Below are 20,805 nucleotides of genomic sequence, written 5' to 3' on the forward strand. Positions count from 1 at the left end.
TCGCGCATTCAAGGGATCAGGCATTCGAATGCCGAGGCCGCCGCCCCCTCGGCCCATTCCCTTTCGTCCCGCTTTTGACTTTCCCTGTATCAACCATCGCAAAGAGCACGGAAAATAACGTCTAGGTACATCCAACTGGCCGAAAACAGGTCTACACCACACACCGGAAGAGAGGATTCTGGCCCCCGTTCGTCGAGACGTGCGCGCCGGTGTCGACCACGTGGCCGCGCCGATCTCCGAGGGGAGTCTGTGGCGTGGGACGTGGCAGGGCCAAAGCGGAGCGGATCGCCTCGGATGCGGCCGAACGATTATTCGCGGCAGGGCAGTTGTTGCGGCGGGCGCCGGCCACGCCCGACGCGCGTGCGGTCTTCCGTACGGATCAGCAGGTCAACGACCAGCCGTACCGGGAGCGTTGGGCACACGACAAGGTGGTGCGCTCCACTCACGGCGTGAACTGCACGGGGTCGTGCTCGTGGCAGGTGTACGTCAAGGACGGCCTGATCACCTGGGAGACCCAGGCGACCGACTATCCCTCGACCGGGCCGGACCGCCCGGACTACGAGCCGCGGGGCTGCCCGCGCGGGGCGTCGTTCTCCTGGTACACGTACTCGCCGACCCGGGTGCGTCATCCGCTCGTCCGCGGTGTCCTGGTGGAGATGTTCCGGGAAGCAAAGGTCCGGCACGGCGGTGATCCGGTGGCGGCGTGGGCGGAGGTCACCGGCGATCCGGACCAGCGCCGCCGCTACCAGTCGGCCCGCGGCAAGGGCGGCCTGGTGCGGGTCGGCTGGGCCGAGGCGCTGGAGATCGCGGCGGCCGCGCATGTGCACACGCTCCAGGAGCACGGGCCCGACCGGATCGCGGGCTTCTCCCCGATCCCGGCGATGTCGATGGCCTCGCACGCGGTCGGCGCCCGGTTCCACGCGCTGATCGGCGCGCCGATGCTGTCGTTCTACGACTGGTACGCGGACCTTCCGATCGCCTCGCCGCAGGTGTTCGGCGACCAGACCGACGTACCGGAGTCCGGGGACTGGTGGGACGCCGCGTATCTGATGCTGTGGGGCTCCAACGTCCCGGTGACGCGGACCCCGGACGCCCACTGGATGGCCGAGGCGCGCTACCGCGGCCAGAAGGTGGTCGTGGTCTCGCCCGACTACGCCGACGCGACGAAGTTCGCCGACGAGTGGCTGCACCCCCACCCGGGGACCGACGGCGCCCTCGCGATGGCGATGGGCCACGTGATCCTGCGCGAGTGCTTCGTCGACCGGCAGGTGCCCTACTTCACCGACTACGTCAAACGCTTCACCGACCTGCCCTTCCTCGTGTCCCTGGACGAGCGGGCCGACGACACCCACACGCCCGGCGCCTTCGTCACCGCCAAGGATCTCGACCTGGCCGGGGACGCCGAGGCCGAGGCGCGGCGCTGGATGCCGGTGCTCCTCGACAGGGCCGGCGGGCGGCCGACCGTGCCCAACGGCACGCTGGGAGACCGCTGGAGCAAGGCGAGCGAGGGCCGCTGGAACCTCGACCTCGGGGACATCGACCCGCTGCTCAGCCTGTACGGCCGCCCGGGCGCGACCCGGGCCACGGTGACGCTGCCCCGCTTCGACGAGGACGGCGCGACGATCCGGTGCGCGGTGCCGGTCCTCCGGGTCGGCGGTCGCCTGGTGACGACGGTGTTCGACCTGATGCTCGCCCAGTACGGGGTGCGGCGCGAGGGTCTCGACGGGCAGGGTCCGACGGCGTACGACGACGCGTCCGCGCCGTGCACCCCGGCCTGGCAGGAGGCGGTCACGTCGGTGCCCGCGGGGGCGGTGGTGCGGGCGGCCCGTGAGTTCGCGCGGACCGCGGAGCAGACCCGGGGCCGCTGCATGATCGTGATGGGGGCCGGGACGAATCACTGGTTCCACTCGGACACCATCTACCGCTCGTTCCTCTCGCTGCTGCTGCTCACCGGCTGTCAGGGCGTCAACGGCGGCGGCTGGGCGCACTACGTGGGGCAGGAGAAGGTCCGGCCGTACGCGGGCTGGCAGCAGCTGGCCACGGCGTCGGACTGGGCGCGGCCCTCGCGGCAGATGGCGGGGACGCCGTACTGGTATCTGCACACCGGCCAGTGGCGCTACGAGAAGTTCACGGCGGACGCCCTTCTCTCCCCCACCGCGCCGGGCGACCTCGCGGGCCTGCACACCGCGGACCTCCTGGCCCGCTCCGCCCGGCAGGGCTGGATGCCGTCGTATCCGACGTTCTCCGCCAACCCGCTGGACCTGGGGCGGCGCGTGCACGAGGCCGACGCGGACCCGGCGGCCTGGCTCGCCGCCGAGGTCGAGGCGGGGCGGCTCTCGTACGCCTGTGAGGATCCGGACGACCCGGCCAACTGGCCGCGGGTGCTCACCGTGTGGCGGGCCAATCTGATCGGGTCCTCGGCCAAGGGCAACGAGTTCTTCCTGCGGCATCTGCTCGGCGCCTCCGACAACGCGAACGCCCAGGAGGCGCCGCCGGAGAGCAGGCCGAAGGACGTGACCTGGCGGGAGGAGGAGCCGCGCGGCAAGCTCGACCTGCTGCTCGCGCTCGACTTCCGCATGACGTCGACCACGCTGCACGCCGATCTGGTGCTGCCCGCGGCGACCTGGTACGAGAAGCACGACCTGTCCAGCACCGACATGCATCCCTATGTGCACGCCTTCTCCCCCGCGATCAGCCCGCCGTGGCAGGCCCGCACGGACTTCGAGATCTTCCACGGGCTCGCCACCGAGGTGAGCCGCCTCGCCGAGGGCCGCCTCGACGTGGCGCACGACCTGGTGGCGACGGCGCTGCAGCACGACACTCCCGGCGAGGCGCCGCCCGCGGGTCCGACGCGGCCCCGGTTCACCGTCGTGGAGCGGGACTACACGGCCGTCGGCGACAAGATCGCCGCGCTCGGGCCGCTGGCCGGGGAGCAGGGCATGACGGTCAAGGGCGTGACGGTGAACCCGCTGCCGGAGACCGCCTGGCTGGCCGCCCGGTGCGGCACCGCCGGGCCCGGCTCGGCGGTGGGCAGGCCGCTGCTCGACACGGACGTCAAGCTGTGCGAGGCGATCCTCGCGCTGTCGGGCACCACCAACGGCCGCCTCGCCGCCGAGGGGTTCGAGCGGCTCGCCGAGCGCTGCGGCGCCGAGACGGGGCTCGCGGAGCTGGGCGCGTCCGTGGCCGAGCGGCGGGTGGAGTTCTCCGACACGCAGGCCCGTCCGGTGCAGGTCGGGGCGAGCTTCGAATGGTCGGGCAAGGAGGCCCCGGACCGCCGCTACGCCCCGTTCACGATCAACACCGAGCACCTGAAGCCCTGGCACACCCTGACCGGCCGCCAGCACTTCTACCTCGACCATCCGTGGATCGCCGAGTACGGGGAACAACTTCCCGTCTACCGGCCCCCGTTGGACCTGGCCGCGCTCGGGGAGCAGCCGGTGGCCGACGGCGACGGCGGGCGCTCGATGACGGTGCGCTATCTGACGCCGCACTCGAAGTGGTCCATCCACTCCGAGTACCAGGAGAACCTGCTGATGCAGACCCTGGCCCGGGGCGGTCCCGTCATCTGGATCAGCGTGTCCGACGCGGAGGCGATCGGCGTGGCGGACAACGACTGGATCGAGGCGCACAACGCCAACGGCGTGGTCGTGGCCCGCGCGGTGGTCTCGCACCGGATGCCGGCCGGGACGGTGTTCATGTACCACGTGCAGGAGCGCCTGGTGAACGTGCCGAAGTCGGAGGCGACCGGGCGGCGCGGCGGTGTCCACAACGCCCTCACCCGGCTTCTCATCAAGCCGACGCATCTGATCGGCGGCTACGCCCAGCTGTCCTTCGCGCCCAACTACTACGGCCCCACCGGCAATCAGCGCGACGCGGTCACCGTGATCCGGCGGCGCGCCCAGGAGGTGACGTACTGATGCGCGTCATGGCGCAGGTCGCGATGGTCATGAACCTCGACAAGTGCATCGGCTGCCACACCTGCTCGGTCACCTGCAAACAGACCTGGACCAACAGGCCGGGCACCGAGTACGTGTGGTTCAACAACGTGGAGACCCGCCCCGGCCAGGGCTATCCGCGCGCCTACGAGGACCAGGAGAAGTGGAAGGGCGGCTGGCAGCTCAAGCACGGCCGCCTCGAGCCGCGCAGCGGCGGCCGGGCGCGCCGTCTGGCCCGGCTGTTCGCCAACCCCGAACTGCCCTCGCTGGACGACTACTACCAGCCGTGGACGTACGACTACGAGAACCTGATCAGCGCGCCGCTCGGCGACGACGTCCCCACCGCGCCGCCGCGCTCCCTGATCGACGGCCGTCCGACGGCGGTGACGTGGGGGCCGAACTGGGACGACGACCTGGGCGGCGGGCCCGAGCACCTCGCGGGCGACCCGGTCCTTCGGAAGATGAACGAGCAGGTGCGCCTGGAGTACGAGCAGGCGTTCATGTTCTATCTGCCGCGGATCTGCGAGCACTGCCTCAATCCGTCGTGCGTGGCGGTGTGTCCGTCCGGCGCCCTGTACAAGCGGGTCGAGGACGGCATCGTCCTCGTCGACCAGGACCGCTGCCGCGGCTGGCGGATGTGCGTGACCGGCTGCCCGTACAAGAAGGTCTACTTCAACCACCAGACGGGCAAGGCGGAGAAGTGCACGTTCTGCTACCCGCGGATCGAGGCCGGTCAGCCGACGGTCTGTTCCGAGACGTGCGTGGGGCGCCTGCGCTACCTCGGTGTCGTCCTGTACGACGCGGACCGGGTCGGCGATGCGGCCGCCACGGAGAACGAGCAGGACCTGTACGCGGCCCAGTTGGAGTGCTTCCTCGATCCGGAGGACCCGGAGGTGGCGGCGGCCGCGGAGGAGGCGGGCATCCCGCACGACTGGGTCACCGCCGCCCGCCGCTCCCCCGTACACGCCCTGATCAGCCGCTACCGGGTCGCGTTGCCGCTGCATCCGGAGTACCGCACCATGCCCATGGTCTGGTACATCCCGCCGCTCTCGCCCGTCGTGGACTCCCTCACCGCGACCGGGCACGACGGCGAGGACCCGGCGAAGCTGTTCGCCGCCATCGACTCCCTGCGCATCCCGCTGGCGTATCTGGCGGAGCTGTTCACCGCGGGCGACCCGGCCCCGGTGGAGGCGGCGCTGTGCCGTCTGGCGGCGATGCGCTCCCACATGCGCCGCGTCAACCTCGGTGAGGAGCAGGACCCGGCCATCGCCCGCGCCGTCGGCATGGACGGCGCGGGCATCGAGGGCATGTACCGGCTGCTCGCCCTGGCCAAGTACGACGAGCGCTATGTCATCCCCACCAGCTACACGGCCACCACCCCGGCCGACGGCCTCGACGCCGGGTGCAGCCTGGACACCCACGGCGGCCCCGGCATGTACGCCCCGGACACCTTCCACGCGCCGCCCGCCGCCGAGCCGGAGCCGGAGCACGCCGGGGCGTCGTTGCGCGGCCGGGTCAACCTCCTGAACTGGAACGGCAAGGGGCGGCCCGAGGGGCTCTTCCCCAGCGGTGACGGCGGCGCGCGGTGAGCCGCCCCGTCGTCCACCAGGCCGCTTCCCTGCTGCTGCGCTACCCCGATCACGACTGGCCCGAGCGGCTGCGCGCGGTCCGTGCCGCCCTTGAGCCGGTGCCCGGCACGGAGGTGGGGCTGCTGCTGCGGTTCTGCGACGAGGTCGGTGCGACGGCGCCGCTGGATCTGGCGGCCCGGTACGTCGTCACGTTCGACCGCAGCCGCCGCCGGTGTCTGTATCTGACGTACTACACCGACGGGGACACGCGCAGGCGGGGCGCCTCGCTGGCGGAGCTCAAGGCGCTCTACCGGCGGCACGGGTGGCGTCCGCCCGAGGACGAGCTGCCCGACTTCCTGCCGCTGATGCTGGAGTTCGCCGCCCGCACACCGGACCTGAAGGCGTCCCTGCTCGTCGAGCACCGGCCCGCCCTGGAACTGCTCCGCCTCGCCCTGGCCTCGTACCGCAGCCCGTACGCCGGTGTCGTCGACGCGGTCTGCCGCACCCTGCCCGGCCCTTCGCCCGCGACCCGGGAGGCGGCCCTGCGCCTGGCCCGCACCGGACCGCCCGCCGAGACCGTCGGCCTGCTGCCGTATCCCGTACGCGCTCCCGACGCCCCGCACGCGGAGGAGACTTCCCGGTGAACCACCTGCGCATCGCCCTGTGGGGCGTCCTGCCCTATCTCGTCGTCGCCGTCCTCGTCACCGGCACCGCCTGGCGCCACCGCTACGACCGCTTCGGCTTCACGACCCGGTCCAGCCAGCTGCACGAGAGCCGGCTGCTGCGGGTCGGCGGCCCGCTGTTCCACTTCGGGCTGCTGTTCGTGATCGCCGGGCACGTCATCGGCCTGCTGGTGCCGGAGTCGTTCACGGAGCGCGTGCACGTCCACGAGTGGCTGTACCACGCGAACGCGCTGCTCGTCGGCGGCACGGCGGGCCTCGCGACGCTCGCCGGTCTGGTGATCCTGCTGTACCGGCGGCTGCGGGTGCCCGCCGTCCGGGCGGCGACGAGCCGCAGCGACCGCGCCGTCTACCCCGTCCTGCTGTGCGTGCTCCTGGCAGGCCTCACCGCGACGGCCACCACGATGAAGCCGCACCCCTACGACTACCGGCGTGGTGTCTCGGTGTGGTTCCGCTCGCTGTTCACGCTCGATCCGGACGTGTCGGCGATGGCGCACGCCCCGCTCGCCTACCGGGTGCACGCGCTCCTTGCGATGGCCCTGTTCGCCGCGTGGCCGTTCAGCCGTCTCGTCCACGCCTTCGCCGCGCCGGTCGGCTACCTCGTCCGTCCCTATGTCGTGTACCGGTCGCGGGGCGGGCGACGCGTGCCCACGCCCGGCCGTCCGGGCCCGGGTCGGCCTTTCGCCGCTCGTTCCGGCCCGCCGGGCAAGCGGCCCCGGTCGGCGCGGGGCACCCTCGCCCGGCGCTGATGCGGCGCGCACTCGCCGACCTGCGCCACGGGCTCGCCGACCGGTGCCGGGGGCTCGCGCCCGCGTGTTTCGCGCCGGTCATGGCCACGGGCATCGTCTCCCGGGCGCTGACGCAGACCGGCGCCCGGGCGCTGTCCCTCGTGCTGTTCGGCGTGGCGGCGGCCCTGTACGGGGTGCTGCTGTGCGCCACCGTGCTCAAGGCCCGGCGCCACCCGTCGGTCATCCGGGCCGAACTCGGCGATCCCACGCGGGTGTTCGGGCACTTCACCCTGGTCGCGGCGAGCGGTGTCCTTGCCGCGCGCCTCGGCTCGGGGCCCGCCCGGGTCGTGGGGTGCGCGCTGTTCGTCGTCGCGGCGGTCGTGTGGGTGGTGCTCGCGCGCGCGGTCGTGCGGCTGCGGGGCTTCGGCTCGCGCACCGCGCTGCGGCAGGCCGACGGCACCTGGTTCCTGGCCGCGGTCGGCCTGCAGGCGCTCGTCCTGACGCTGGTCGGTCTCCGTCCCGGCCGCCCCGTCGTGACGCTCGCGCTCGCGCTGTGGGTCTGCGGGGTCCTGCTGTACGCGGCCACGCTGGCGGCCGTCGTCCGGCGTCTGCGGTCCGACCCGCCGCCGCCCGAACTCCTCGCGCCCAGCTACTGGGTGACCATGGGCGCCGCCGCCATCAGCACCCTCGCCGGTGCCCGGCTCCTCGCCCACGACGGGCTCCTGCCCGCCCCGGTCCGCGCCCCGCTCGGCGGCACGGTCGTCGGCCTGTGGGCCTGGGCCACCTTCCTGATCCCGCTCCTGCTGGCCACAGGCGCCTGGCGGCATCTGCGCCACCGCGTCCCGCTGGCCTACGAGCCCACGCTGTGGTGCGTCGTCTTCCCGCTGGGGATGTACGCCACCGCGACCGCGCAGCTCGCGGACGCGCAGCGCGTCGGCTCCCTGACGCTCCCTCAACGGCCCCTGGCGTGGGCGGCCATGGCGGCGTGGCTCGCGGTCGGGGCACGGTGGCTCATGGCGCGGTGGAGCACGGGTCGGCCCTCGGCCGGGGCCTGAGCGGTGCCCAGGCCCTCGGCCGCCTCCCGGACGCGGCGCGGGAGGCGTCGTACCGGCTTCGCCGCTTCCCGCCGGGCGGGAGAGCTACTTGCCCATCGGCGAGACGGCGATGCAGCCCGCCACGACGTTCTCGCCGGAGGCCTCCTTGATGACCTTGCCCTTGTAGATCACCTTGCAGGTGAGGTCGGAGCCGGTCGGGTCCGTCGAGATCGGGACGACGGTGGGCGGCATGATGCCGCGCAGCGTCACCGTCTTCTTCCACGGCAGCTCCGCCTTGCTGACCTTCTCCAGCTTCGGGTTGGACGCGGAACCCTCACCGGCGGCGAACTCGATCTCGTCGACGCTCTTGCCGGAGACCTCGTAGGTCACCTCGTACTTCTCGTTGACGGCCTTGTCCACGGCGTCGACGGCCTTCTTCTCGGCCTCCGAGCAGGCCCCGAGCGTGAGCGCGAGACCGGCGGCGGCGAGGGTGCACACGGCGGTGCGAATGCGTCTGTTCATGGCGGCAGACAACAGTAAAGAGCACGCAAAGTCAATCTGCGCCTCCGTCATAACCCCAGTTCAGAGAGGGAAGGAGGACTGCCGTCGGGGCACGGGCCGCAGGACCCGCACCCCGGCACGACCCCATTTAGGACAGGATCTGACCTCTTTTGCTTCTACGGTGACGGCCATGGACATCGACAACGGCATCGACACCACCGAGGCCCCGCACCTGTCGTGGCGGCAGGTCTGGGACCGGCGCATGGCCCGGCACGGACTCACCGGCACGTCGTCCTCCGGCACAGCGTCCCCCGCCCCGACGCCTTCCCGGGTCGCCGACGTCGTGGCCGCCATGTGCGGCGCGCACGCCCAGGTGATGTCCGCCGCCGAACTGTCGATCGGCGCGCGCCTCGGCGGCGGCACCCGCGCGGACGTCCGGGCGGCGCTCGACGGAGCGGACGGCCTGGTCAAGACCTACGGGCCGCGGGGCACCGTGCACCTCCTCGCGGCGCGCGACCTGCCCATGTGGACGGGGGCGCTGTCCGCCCTGCCCTCAGGACCGAACGGGCTGCCGCAGGCGGCGCGCCTCACGGACCAGCAGACCGAGGAGGTCGTCGAGGCCGTCGCCGTCGCCCTCGCGGACGCCGACGACAAGGGGCTGACCGCCGAGGAGTTGAGCGACGCGGTCGTCGCGGCCACCGGGCCGTGGGCGGGCGACCTGGTGGTGCCCGCGTTCCAGGGCATGTGGCCGCGCTGGCGCCAGGCACTGCACCTCGCGGCCCACCGGGGCGCGCTGTGCTTCGGCCCCGACCGCGGCCGCAAGGCCACCTACCTCTCCCCCGGGCGCCGACTGCCCGGATTCCGCCCCGCGCCCGCCGACGAGGCCCTGCACTCCCTGGTCGCGCGCTACCTGCACGCCTACGGCCCGGCGACACCACGGCAGTTCGCCCAGTGGCTGGCCGCACCTCCCGCATGGGCGGCCACCCTCTTCGACACCCTCGCCGCCGCGGGAAGCCTGCGCCCCGTCGACGTCGAGGGCAGCACCGGCTGGCTGAACGCCGCCGACGACCAGGAGCCGGACGAGGAGACCCCCGCCGGGGGGACACTGCGGCTCCTGCCCTACTTCGACGCGTACGTCGTGGGCTGCCACCCGCGCGACCAGCTCTTTCCCGGCCCGGCCGCCGCACGCGCCCTGTCCCGCACCGGCCAGGCGGGCAACTACCCGGTCCTGCTCGTCGACGGCACCGTCGCCGGGGTCTGGCACCTGCGGCGCTCCGGACGCAAGGCAGACCTGACCGTCGAGCCCCTCGCCCGGCTCAGCGCGGCACGGCGGCGCGCGCTGGACGAGGAGGCGGCGCGGATCGGGGCGTTTCTGGACACCACGGCACTGCGGGTGACCGTCGGTCCGGTGACGGTGGGCCCGCACGCCTGAACGCCTCCGCCGCAGCCCGCGGAACTGCTCAGGGCCGGCCCTCGAAGGGGGGTGTGGGCCTGTGGCAAGATCACGGAATGCTGCGACTCACCGATTTCATCATCGACTGCCCGGACACCATGAAGCTGGCGGCCTTCTACTCCGCGGTCACGGGCCGTCCGGTCAAGGACGGCAGCTCCGAGCACTGGGCCGGCATCCAGTTCGGCGAGATCGAGCTGGCCTTCATCCAGGTGGACGACTACCGCGCCCCGCAGTGGCCCGACACCGAGCACCCCAAGCAGTTCCACCTCGACTTCGAAGTGGACGACATCGAGGCCGAGCAGCGCCGCGTCCTCGACCTCGGCGCGACCCTGCGGCAGGACTTCATCGGCCCCGAGGGCTACGGCTGGCGGATCTACACCGACCCGATCGGCCACCCCTTCTGCCTGTGCCGCAACAAGGGCGTCGTCTGGACCGACCAGGGCCCGGTGTGGCCCGAGCGCGACTGAGCGGCCCCGACGAGGTCCGTTTCCGGCTGTCGGTTCCGGTCGTGTCGTTGACGGGCCCACCGGGTGTCACGTCGACCGGGGCCAGGGCAGGTCCGGCAGCTGGTCCTCGGTGCGGGCCAGGACGATCTGGTCGAACAGGGCGCCGTCGCCGTTGCTGCGCAGGGCGAACTGGTCGACGACCTTGACCGCTCCGGCGGTGAACTTCCACAGGTCGACGCGGACGACCTCCCAGTCTCTGGGGACGGGGCCGGTGAACCGCTTCTCGACCATGGACGTCTGCGGCGGCCAGCGCGAGTCGCCGATGGACGCCGAGAAGATCGGGGCGGACTTCGCGGGCCCGAACCGGGCGCTGATCCCCGAGGTCCGGGAGCTGAGGGCCTTCCACGCGAACTGGAGGTGGCGGTACTCGCCCCGGGCGCTCGGGTTCTCCACGATCCTGAAGTCCCAGTCGTGCATGGCGTGCCCGTACGGGCCCCGCGCCGTGGGGTAGCGCTCCACGGCCTTTTTCAGCCGCAGGCATCTGGTCCCCACGGCCGCGCCGCCGATCTGGATGTCGGCGGCCGAGCTGTCCTCGACGATGTCGCGCACGTCGTCCTCGCGGTCGTCGAAGAGGACGGCGAGGACGTTGTCGTCGAGGACGTCCCGGTGGGAGTTGCCCATCGCGGTGCCGTGGAAGACGAGTTCGCCGAGCCGGATGTTGCCCACGGGCCAGATGCCGCCGCCGGTGGAACGCAGCCGGAAGCGCGAGGAGGACAGCGCCCCGAAGGTGTGGCTGTGCACGGCGCCCGCGTCCGAGAGGAGCTTCGGGCCGTCCTTCCAGAGCCCGGCTCTGGTGTCCCACCACTGCAGGTGGACGTCGCGCAGCCACGACTCGGGGTGGGCGGGATCCTCGGCGAACGTCACCCCGGTCAGCTCGACCTGGGTGCGGAAGGTGTCGACGGTGAACAGGAGCTCCTGCCCGTCCTGGATGCGGATGGCGCCGATGACGGTCGGGGGCACCCAGGGGTTGGCCGGTGGGTCGGCACGGCCGTCGCTGAACAGGGCGACCGCGTTCTGCTTGGCGAGGTCGACGGTCCGGGTCGGGTTGACGAGGCGCACGTCCAGGAGGGCCGACGTGGTCGTGATCAGGTTGGGTGTCAGGTCCTTGGTCGCGGTGGTGTTGCCCCAGCCCGCGCGGCGCACCACCGGCACGGGGTCGGGCGTGAGGAGCTCGGGGCGGATGTCGGTCTCGGACGGGGTCAGCCGGGTCCGCCAGCGCTCGTGGAGGCCGGCGGTGTAGCGCAGCACGGTGCCCGTCCAGGTCGCGACGAGGAGCCCGCCGTCGGGCAGCCAGGCGGGCACCGGGAGCGCCTTGAGGTCCTTGGTGGTGAGCGGGGTGCCGTCGCGCCGCAGCACGGCGAGGGTGCCGAGTTCGCTGCCGACGGCGACGCGGGTGCCGTCCGGGGAGACGCGGGGGCGGCGCAGCAGGTCGTCGCCTGTGTAGGTCCACAGCAGCCCGCGCGCGGTGTCGTACGCCTTGAGCTGGTTGCGGAAGGTGACGGCGAGGAAGGAGCCGTCGGCGCTGACGGAGACCTCGCTCGCGGCGGTGGGCAGGGTGCTGACGAGGGCCCCGCCCCGGATCACGTACACGCGGCCGCCGTCGGCGTCCGACCAGATCACGGCGGTGCGCCGGTCGCCGCTGACGACACCGCCGCCGAAGCTCCCTGCGGCGGTGGAGATCGACCACAGGGTGGCGCCGTCCGCGGCGGCGAGCCCGGTGATCGTGTCGGCGGCGAACGTGATGAGGGTGTCGTCGTCGAGGGCGAGGAGGCGCCGCGGGGTCCGTTCGCCGGTCCTCCACCACTCGTGCGCCCACTTCTCGCGCGCCTCGCCCGCCCCGCCGTCCTGGACGTCCCACAGCGCGAGGCCCAGGTCGCCCGAGGTGGCGACCCACGAACCGCCGGGCGCGGCCGCGAAGTTGTTCAGGCCGTAGTCGTGGCCCCATCCGCCCTTGCTCCAGTCGGTGGCCTTCTTGGGCAGGCCGAAGAGGGCGAAGCGGCGCCGGGGCGAGCCGTCCACGTTCAGGAGGTAGAGGTGGTAGCCCTCGGGGCTGTGCACGTCGAAGCCCTGTGCGGCGAAGCCGGCGCCGGGGGCGCTCGGGGTGTAGGCGAAGTGGTGGCCGAGGCGGCGGCGCCAGCGGGTGGTGCCGGTGGCGAGGTCGAGGCCGTAGAGGTTGTGGTCCCAGTTGAAGGCGGTCAGGGCGGCGGTGCGGCCGTCGGCGGCGACCGCGATGTCGCGCGCGTGCGGGCCGAAGGCGTACTCGGCCGGGGGCGGCAGCGGGTCGTGCGCCAGCGGCACGACGGCGTAGAGGCGGGCGGGGACGGTGCGCAGGTCCGCGGTGAACTCCCCGCCGAGCAGGCCGACCCGCTCCCCGGTGAGCACGTCGACGACCTGGTGCAGCGCGGGCAGCGCCACCTTCAGCTTCGCCGTCACGGGCACGCGGTGGCCGCACCGCAGGCCCACGCGCCAGACGAGGCTCGGATCCCAGTCGAGCAGGGTGTTGTTGACCGCCCAGATGTACGTGGTGGTCCCGTCCCGCCATTCGCTGAGCAGCACCTCGGGGTTGTCGCACTCGGCGACCGGGGGGACGACGTCCTTGAGGGCGGCGGCGACCTTGGCGGCCTGGTCGAGGTATACGCGCCGCAGGCGGAGGTAGGACACGTCGTCGCTCTGGGGCGCCGGGTCGCTCTCGACGCGGGTGAAGGCGGTGCCGAGGTCGCGGTAGGCGTCCTGGTAGCGCTGGACGCAGCTTCCGTCGGCGAAGACGGGCACGGGATCCGGCCCCTGGCCCGCCTCGGTCAGGGCGGTGGCGAGGCGCGGGTCCAGGTCGGTGCGCTGGCCGATCAGCAGGACGGCGTCGTAGCGGCGCAGGACGTCGGCGCTGACGTCCTCGGTGAAGACGAACGTGGCCGGGCGGTGGGCGTACAGGCAGGCGGTGTACGCCTCGAAGAGGCGCAGGAAGTACGTGCTGCTGAGGCCCTGCCAGGTCTCCAGGCGCTGCATGCGGGTGGAGACGACGATCGCGACGCGGTCGGCGTTGCGGGCGGCCGCGGTCGTGGGCCCGAGCCGGGTGCTCAGGTCGAACGCGGCGCGCAGCATCGAGGTGCGGCCCGCGCTGCCGGAGCGGGGGTCGCCGGGCCTGCCGCCACTGCCCGCGCCGCGGTCGTCGAGGGCGGTGATGCCCTCCAGGTGGTAGGCGCCCTGGTCGCCGGTCATGCCGGTGCCGTTCGCGCCCCGCATCACCTGTTGCAGCAGCGTCGGCAGGATCATGCCGCCGGTGCCGTCGTCGTTGAACAGCTCCGGGTGGCCCCAGGCCGGTTTTCCGGGCCGCCGGTAGTAGTCGACCATGTGGGCGGTGGCGCCGAGGAGCGGGAGCTGCTCGCCCTGGTAGTGCAGGTCGACCTCGTCGGCGGACGCGAACAGGACCGGGGGCAGGGTCTGCGGTGCCCGGTAGGGGGCGGTCATCGCGCTGACCATGCCGGGGAAGGCCTTGTTCAGGACGGAGCGGAACCGGGCTCCGTCGGCGGCCTTGAGGGCGATCGAGCGGTCGGTGACGGTGTCGAGGACCGGCACCCAGCCGCCGGGCTCCTCGACGTGCCGCAGCGCGTCGTTGTACCGCTTGCGCTCGTCCTCGTTCTCCGCGGCGGCCGCGCCGATGGCGCCCACCCACCAGTTCGCGCCCCAGGTCCAGCCGCGGAACGCCGCGTAGGTGTGCAGGTTGCCGGTGGCACTCAGCAGGTCGCCGTCCAGCTCCGGCTGCTCGCGATCCTCGTGGTTGCCCGGCCAGCTCAACGGCAGGAAGGTGTCGTTGGCGTAGAGGACCGCCTGTTCCTCCATGCCGCGGGCGCCGTATCCGGCGATGGTGCGGCGGGCGGGGTCCTCGAACATCGCCTTGTCCCAGTGGACGGCGATCTTCGACTTCTTCAGCCGGTCGACGACGGTGGCGTCGGCGGGACCGTCCTTGAAGGATCTGGGCCACTGGAAGCCGAGGCGGTCGACGAAGAGGTTGAGCCCGAGCTTCTCGGCCCTCGCGACGTGGTCCCGGACGGTGTCGGGGAGGTCCGCGAAGGCCGGCAGGCGCTGTGTCGACGGGTCCCTGACGACGTCCCGGGGGTCGGAGGGGATGCTCGCATGGTTGTTGGCGTAGATGTCGCTGTACCAGGTGATGTGGAAGCCCGGCCGCCGCACCAGGCCGGGTCCGAGGTCGAGGTGGTGCGGGGCGACGGTGAAGCCGGGCAGCTGCTCGGCGTCGATGACGTACCGGCCGGGCTCCAGCGAGGCCGTGCACTCGGCGCCGATCTCCATGCGGCCCGTGCCGTCCGTCAGGGTGACGTTCTCGGCGTGGACCTCCGCCCCGTCCCGCAGCACCCGCACGCGCGCGCTGCCCGGCAGGGGCGTGCCGTCGGCGACGCGGGCCACGACGCGCACGGTGACGGGTTCGCCCCGGCCGTAGGAGAAGCGGTTCAGGGCGGTGAACGTCTCGATGCCGCCGCTGCCGGTGTCGACGCGGCAGGTCATCAGGGACAGCGAGCCCTTGGTGCTCTCGGGTGTCCGGACCTCGACGATGCCGTCCACGACGTACTCGCCGATCCGTCCGGCGACGTCGGGCGACACCCGCAGGTGGTACAGGCCCCGGGCGTCGGCGGGCGGGGTGACCGCCCCGGCGGTGAGCGGGAGTTCGGTGAACTCCGGTACGCCGAGCGGCCGCAGCCACACCCGGAAGCGCGGGTCGTCGGACCACCGTCCCCGCTCGTGCGTGACCGTGAGCGGCATCTCCCGTCCCGCGGTCCACTGGTCCGCCTCGTACGACACGGCGAGCCGCTCCACGTCGGCGGCGACCTGGCGCACGAGCTTCCCGCTGAAGTCGTACACCTCGAACAGGTACTTGGGGTCGTTGCGCTTCACGTAGTACTGCTTGTTGCGGACCCTGAGGTACTGGATCTTGTACGGGTCCTCGGGCAGGGCCAGGGTGACCGTGCCCTCGCACACGCCCTGCGCGTTGTAGACGGTCACCTGCCGCCGTTGCGGCTCGGTCTCCAGGCCGGTGGAGACGTGCACCCGGCCTTCGTCGTCCACGTCGTAGCCGCCGAGGGTGAAGCCCGCGGGCTTCGCCTTGATGGTCCGCACGTACGTCCCGTCGAGCCTCGAGACGCAGATGAGCCCTGGCCCGGCCGTGGGCCAGGCGGTGTGGAGCAGGCCGAGGCCCTCGGCCACCCGCAACCCCACCGCGACCTTCTTGGAGGTGGCGTCCTGGTCGAGGCCGGTGAGGGTCACGCGCCGGTCCACGGTGCCGGGCTTCAGCCGGACCACCTGTCTGCGGTGCTGGTCGATGGCGTAGAACCAGCCGGACGGCGCCGCCTCGACGGCCGAGGGCGCGAAGAAGCCGTCCGTGTCGTTCGCGGTGAAGTCGTCGATGCTGCCGAGGGAGTTGAAGTCCTCGTCCCAGAAGTCGATTCGGTGCGGCAGGTGGGCCTCCGCGGTCGCGATCACGCCGTCGCCGTTCGCCGTGATCGCCAGCGCCCCGTACCCGACCCGCCCGAACCGCTGCTCCGAGCCGTCCGACGCGAGCCGCAGCGCCTGCCCGTCCGTGCGACCGCCGAGCACCAGATAGACCTTGTCGTCCCGGCCGAGCCCGAGGTGCAGGGCCGGGACGACGAACGCGGGATGGTGCCTGGACACGACGTGTTCGATGGTCCTCACGGTGACTCTCCCTCAGGAAGCCGTGCCCCGACCGGGCGCCGATGGCGATGCCATCGATCAGCTTCTCGCCATGAACACGAGGAGGGAAATCGCCACGACGAGCGAACGGACAAACTCTTGTACGGCTGCGCGGCCGGGCCCGACGGTCCGTGGCGGGCCGGTCTTGCCGCGGGCGTGGATCAGCGGACGGCGTGGAAGTCGCGTACCACCTCCGGCAGCGCCTTCACGACCGTCGTGCTGTGGCTGGTGGCCTCGTCGACCTCGGTGAGCCGGTGCGCGGCGCCGTTGACGGCGAGTTGGCGCGCGCAGTGCTCGGCGTTCTTGAAGGGGACGTCCTCGTCGGCCTTGGAGTGGAAGACGTGGACGGGGACCTGCGGGCGCCAGTCGCAGGTGGCGTCCAGGACCCGCAGGTTGCGCCGGAGTTCGCCCGTGGGGTTGCGGATCTTGTCCAGGAAGTCGGCGGTGAACAGCTCCTTCGACGTCCCCGGCAGCGCGGCCCCGATCTCCTCCCCGGTGTGGTTGCCGTCGAAGAGCGACTCCACCGTCTTGTCGTACGGGGCGCGGAAGGCGTCCTTCGGCGTGGCGTAGAGGCCGTACATGCGGTTCCACGCCGTCGCGAAGTAGGCGAGGTAGAGCGAGGAACGGGCGATGCCGTCGTCCGCGGCGGCGGCCTCGAACCCGGTCAGGTCGAACGGGCCCGCGATCGGAGCGAGCGCGCCGAGGCGGAAGTACGGGTCGGTGCCCTGTTGCAGGGCGCGGCCCAGCATCATCGTGGCGGGCCCGCCCTGCGAGAAGCCGCTGATGAGGACACGCCGGTCCAGGTCGCGCCCGTCGCGCCGGACGAAGGAGCGCGCGGCCCGCAGCCCGTCGACGGGCGCGGTGACGGTCGCCTTGGGATGGCCGTAGGGGTGGGATCCGGGGCCCTCCCCCAGGCCGAGGTAGTCGGGCGCGGACACGGCGAGGCCGGTCGAGGCGAACAGCAGCGCCGTGGCCCGGTCCGTCGACTCGTCGTTGACCGAGGCCACTTCGCCCCGGAACACCTCGGTGCCGTGCAGCCAGGACACGACCCGCAGCCGGCGGTCGCCGTTCCTCGGCACCGCGACCAGTTGGCTGGCCGTGGTGGGACGGCCCTGGGTGTCGACCGTGCGGTACACGATCCGGTACGCCCGCACTCCGTGGCGCACCTGCCGTTCGTCGATCCCGGCCTTCTTCATGCGGGCCTCGACCTCCTGGGCGTCCAGGTCGAGGACGGGCGTCACGGAGACGACCGAGCCGCGCGCGGCGGCTTGCTGCGGGTGGGCGGCCGGGGTGCCGGGTGCGGAGGCGTCGCGGCCGTCCGCGTGCCCGGTGCCTGCCAGTACGGTCGCGGCGCACACCAGGGCGAGCACGCCGGACGTCGAGAGTCTTCCGCGTAAGCGAGTCAAGGTCATGACTGGACTCTGCCGTCTCCGGTGCCCCGGGTGCACTGGGGTGATCCACCGCATCGGCGAGGGGGTTTGCCACTGCGAGGCCCGGGGGTGCGCCCGTGCGCGGTACGGGGGTTGGCCCTACGGTGCGCGTCGCTCCTGGCGCGAGCGTGCCGCTGAGCTGCGGGGTCACCTTCGGGTTCCCCAGTCACCGAAAAGTGCGTTCTTCCAGGTCAGCACGGACTCTCTTAGCGTTGACGAGTAACCACAGGAACCCCAGAGTGCTCTGGTACGGGCGGCGGTGTGCGGCCTCGCAAGCGCTCACGGCAAGGAGGCGGACAGCATGGCCATCACCCTGGTCAACCCCAGCGGATTGCCCGAGATCGACGCGTACCGGCAGGTGTCGATCGCGACCGGGTCGAAGCTCGTGTTCCTCGCCGGGCAGGTCTCCTGGAACGCCGAGGGAAACACCGTCGGGGCGGGTGACCTCGCCGCCCAGGTCGCGCAGTGCTACCTCAACGTCGCCACCGCCCTCGCCGAGGTCGGCGCGTCCTTCGCCGACGTGGCGAAGATGACCGTGTACGTCGTCGACTGGAGCCCCGAGAAGATGCCGGAGCTCCTGGAGGGGATCTCCCGCGCGGGCGCGAAGCTGGGGAGCACGCCCGTGCCGCCGGCCACGCTGTTGGGCGTCGCGGCACTGGACGTACCCGATCATCTGGTCGAGCTGGAGGCCACCGCCGTCGTGGACTGAGCGCGGCTCAGGCTTCGAACCGCTCCGTGTAGGCCTCGGTCGGCGGGGCCGGGACGGGCCTGGTCATCCCCGCCGACCAGTAGCCCGTGGTGCCCGGGACGGGGACGACGTCGTTGAGGTAGGGCGCCGACGCCGGTCCTGCGGGGCCGCGCGCCACGGTCCAGGTGTCGCCGTCCCTGCGCAGGTAGGTGGTGCGGCTCTGGTCCTGGTAGTTCCAGCCCGAGATCCATGCGGCGCGGCCCTCACCGTCGGCGGCGATGCCGGACAGCGCGCCGACGGTGAAGCCCGGTGGCACGCGGGTCCAGGCCGTGCCGTCCCAGTGGCTCAGGGCCGGGTTGCCGGGGCGTCCCGGCGGGCCGCCGACGCCCGCGTCGGTGCCGACCGCCCAGACGTCGTCGGGGGCGGCCGGGTGCACGTCGCTGATGCTGAGCCGGGCACCCGTGACCGGGGGCAGCACCGTCCACGCCCCGTCCCAGCGGGCGACGAGGCCCGCCCAGCCGCCGCCTGACGCCTGGTCACCGCTCACCCACACCTCGCCCGACGCGGCCAGGACGACCCGGTACAGGTTGGCGCTCGCGACCGGCAGCGGGTCCAGCCACCGCCACTGCCGCCCGTCCCCGTGCAGCAGCCGGGCGGCCCCGCCCCGGGTGCCGCAGATCCACACCTGCCGGTCGGCGCCGACCGCGACCCCCTCCAGGCGGACACCCGACTCGCCCTGCCCCGGGAACGTGGCCGTGCGCCACGTCGTGCCGTCCCACCGCAGCAGCGGGCTCGCCGTCCCGGTGGGCATGCCGACGCTCCACGCCGAGGTCGCGCACGTACCGGAGACGTCGCTCAACCGGCTGTGCTCCAGGTGCGACAGGTCGGTCTTGGTCCAGGCGGTGCCGTTCCACACCATGGCGAGGGCACGGCCGCGCGAGGGTCCGGCCAGGTTCTCCTCGCCCACGGACCACGCCAGTCGAGCGCTCGCGGCGGCGATGCGGCGCAGTTGGGCGGCGGGGGTGCTGCCGGGCGCCGGTACGGGCTGCCAGCCCGGCGCGCGCGTTGCCGACGTGGCGGCCCGGACCGGGTCCGCGCCGAGTGCGATCCCCGACAGCGCCCCGGTCATCCCTGCCACAAAACGCCTACGTCTCACGGTTGAACCCCTCTCACGGCCGAGTCCTTCCACGCGCACAGGAGGGACCACCGTCGACGAGGGACGCGTGAACCACTAGCTACGCGTGTGACAAATCCGGCGCCGCCGCCTTGCGCGTCGCGAGGCGCAGCAGCACCGTCCCCGCGCCGGTCCCCACCAGCAGGCAGGGCCCGACCGCCCACCAGCCGTCCGCCGCGGTGACGGCGAGGCCGACCAGGGGCGGGGCGGCGAGCGCGCCGATGCTGCCGAGCTGGGCGACCAGGCCGTTCGCGGCGTCCATGTCGGAGGTGGCGCGGACGGCGAGGGGAATGGCGGCGAAGACCGACGCCACGACCAGTTCGTTGCTGAGCGCGACCACCAGGGCGCTGCTCACGGAGCCCCAGGTGCCGCCCACCCCACCGAAGGCGACGAACGCTCCGGCCGGCATCAGGAGCGCCACCAGGAACAGGTGCTTCACGTCCTTGCCCCGGCGCAACAGGGCGCTGGCCAGGAAGCCACCGGCGACGCCGACGAACGACACGATGCCGGTGAGGGTTCCCGCGGTCTCGGTGGGGACGTCGAACTCCTCGTGCAGATAGGTTGGGTAGAGGGTGACGAGGGTGACGATCGCGCCGCTGATCGTGGCGAAGCCCGCGCCCAGGGCGATGGGGCGCGCCAGCCTGCGGGCCCGCCCGCGCAGGTCCCGGGAGCGCCCCGGCGGGCGGTCCCCGCGGGCGAGGCGTGCGGTGCGCGCGGGTGCCGGGCGGTGGCGGGCGATGTCCGCGGGCAGCCGCGTCGTCGCGACCGCGACCACCAGCGTCACGGCGCCCGCGATCGTCAGCCAGGCCTGCCAGTCGAACCACGTGGACAGGACACCGCCCGCGAACGACCCGACCGCGAGACCCACGGGCATGAACGTGCCCCAGATGGCGAGCGCCGACGTCAGCCGGCTCCCGCTGCCCAGGCCGAACAGCAGGACCGGCGCGACGATCACCACGATCACGTAGCCGACGCTCTCCAGGAGCCGTCCGCCGAACAGCGCGCCGAAGCTCGCCGTGTGGGCGCAGAAGAGGCCCGCGACGCCCATGACGACCAGGCCGCCCACCAGCATCCGGCGCGGGTCGTAGGGACGCAGCAGATAGCTGACGAGCAGGCCAAGCACGGCGGCGACGGCCGTCACCAAGGAGGCGATGAGCGCCACTTGGCTGAGAGAGAGCGACAACTCCTCTCGCATTTCTACGGAAACCGGCGTAATCTTCCCCATACTGGTGGCCGCGGTGACGCCCGCGAGATAGATCAGCCAGAACTTCCACCAAAAACCGGACGCCTCCGCGGTGTCCGAAGGCGCGTCGGCTCCGTGGCTCTGTGCGGCTTTCTCAGCCTTCTCTTCCACGACGTGGGGTTTCCTCTGGGTCCGGGGACACGGATT

General features: G+C 72.6%; 13 protein-coding genes. 8 read left to right on the plus strand and 5 right to left on the minus strand.

Annotated features, from left to right (window positions below; genetic code table 11):
- The first annotated feature begins 254 nt into the window (after positions 1-254).
- From AB6L24_RS00745 to AB6L24_RS00765, 5 genes are read left to right on the plus strand one after another with little or no spacing between them, the layout of a single operon-like run.
- A complete protein-coding gene (locus AB6L24_RS00745) occupies positions 255-3,917 on the plus strand; it encodes a nitrate reductase subunit alpha (protein WP_405650800.1) in 3,663 nt (1,220 codons plus the stop codon).
- Entirely contained in the window at positions 3,917-5,524 is a 1,608-nt protein-coding gene (gene narH / locus AB6L24_RS00750; protein ID WP_405650802.1) for a nitrate reductase subunit beta, read from the plus strand. The genes AB6L24_RS00745 and narH overlap by 1 nt, the downstream gene beginning before the upstream one ends.
- A complete protein-coding gene (gene narJ / locus AB6L24_RS00755; RefSeq protein ID WP_405650804.1) occupies positions 5,521-6,147 on the plus strand; it encodes a nitrate reductase molybdenum cofactor assembly chaperone in 627 nt (208 codons plus the stop codon). The genes narH and narJ overlap by 4 nt, the downstream gene beginning before the upstream one ends.
- Positions 6,144-6,932 carry a respiratory nitrate reductase subunit gamma gene (gene narI, locus AB6L24_RS00760; RefSeq protein WP_405650807.1) on the plus strand — a complete coding sequence of 263 codons (789 nt, stop codon included), beginning with the start codon at positions 6,144-6,146 and terminating at the stop codon, positions 6,930-6,932. Before narJ ends, narI begins: the two co-directional genes overlap by 4 nt.
- The gene (locus AB6L24_RS00765; RefSeq protein WP_405650809.1) at positions 6,932-7,966 is read left to right on the plus strand and encodes a tellurite resistance/C4-dicarboxylate transporter family protein; all 1,035 of its coding nucleotides are present in this window, start codon (positions 6,932-6,934) and stop codon (positions 7,964-7,966) included. Before narI ends, AB6L24_RS00765 begins: the two co-directional genes overlap by 1 nt.
- 84 nt (positions 7,967-8,050) lie before the next feature.
- Here the strand turns inward: AB6L24_RS00765 and AB6L24_RS00770 are convergent, their stop codons facing one another.
- Positions 8,051-8,467: an MmpS family transport accessory protein gene (locus AB6L24_RS00770; protein ID WP_030356714.1), complete on the minus strand. Its 417-nt coding sequence runs from the start codon at positions 8,465-8,467 to the stop codon at positions 8,051-8,053.
- Positions 8,468-8,636: 169 nt separating this feature from the next.
- On the opposite strand from AB6L24_RS00770, the gene AB6L24_RS00775 reads away from it, so the two are divergent.
- Both AB6L24_RS00775 and AB6L24_RS00780 read left to right on the plus strand, forming a co-directional pair.
- Positions 8,637-9,878: a winged helix DNA-binding domain-containing protein gene (locus tag AB6L24_RS00775; RefSeq protein WP_405650811.1), complete on the plus strand. Its 1,242-nt coding sequence runs from the start codon at positions 8,637-8,639 to the stop codon at positions 9,876-9,878.
- A gap of 77 nt (positions 9,879-9,955) precedes the next feature.
- Positions 9,956-10,366 carry a VOC family protein gene (locus AB6L24_RS00780; protein WP_405650813.1) on the plus strand — a complete coding sequence of 137 codons (411 nt, stop codon included), beginning with the start codon at positions 9,956-9,958 and terminating at the stop codon, positions 10,364-10,366.
- Between the two features lie 66 nt (positions 10,367-10,432).
- Here the strand turns inward: AB6L24_RS00780 and AB6L24_RS00785 are convergent, their stop codons facing one another.
- Both AB6L24_RS00785 and AB6L24_RS00790 read right to left on the minus strand, forming a co-directional pair.
- Positions 10,433-16,105, minus strand: a complete 5,673-nt coding sequence (locus AB6L24_RS00785) for a WD40 repeat domain-containing protein (RefSeq protein WP_405650815.1) — start codon at positions 16,103-16,105, stop codon at positions 10,433-10,435.
- A 179-nt stretch (positions 16,106-16,284) separates the two neighbouring features.
- Positions 16,285-17,535 (minus strand): hypothetical protein, encoded by a 1,251-nt coding sequence (locus AB6L24_RS00790; protein WP_405650817.1) that lies wholly within the window; start codon positions 17,533-17,535, stop codon positions 16,285-16,287.
- 319 nt (positions 17,536-17,854) lie between these two features.
- On the opposite strand from AB6L24_RS00790, the gene AB6L24_RS00795 reads away from it, so the two are divergent.
- On the plus strand, positions 17,855-18,262 hold the full coding sequence (locus tag AB6L24_RS00795; protein WP_405650820.1) for a RidA family protein: 408 nt from the start codon (positions 17,855-17,857) through the stop codon (positions 18,260-18,262).
- A gap of 7 nt (positions 18,263-18,269) precedes the next feature.
- Here the strand turns inward: AB6L24_RS00795 and AB6L24_RS00800 are convergent, their stop codons facing one another.
- Positions 18,270-19,370, minus strand: a complete 1,101-nt coding sequence (locus AB6L24_RS00800) for a hypothetical protein (protein WP_405650822.1) — start codon at positions 19,368-19,370, stop codon at positions 18,270-18,272.
- 106 nt (positions 19,371-19,476) lie between these two features.
- Positions 19,477-20,769: a CynX/NimT family MFS transporter gene (locus tag AB6L24_RS00805; protein WP_405650824.1), complete on the minus strand. Its 1,293-nt coding sequence runs from the start codon at positions 20,767-20,769 to the stop codon at positions 19,477-19,479.
- Between the last annotated feature and the right edge of the window lie 36 nt (positions 20,770-20,805).

It is taken from the genome of Streptomyces sp. RK9 (assembly GCF_045070545.1).
Taxonomy (GTDB): Bacteria; Actinomycetota; Actinomycetes; order Streptomycetales; family Streptomycetaceae; genus Streptomyces; species Streptomyces alboflavus.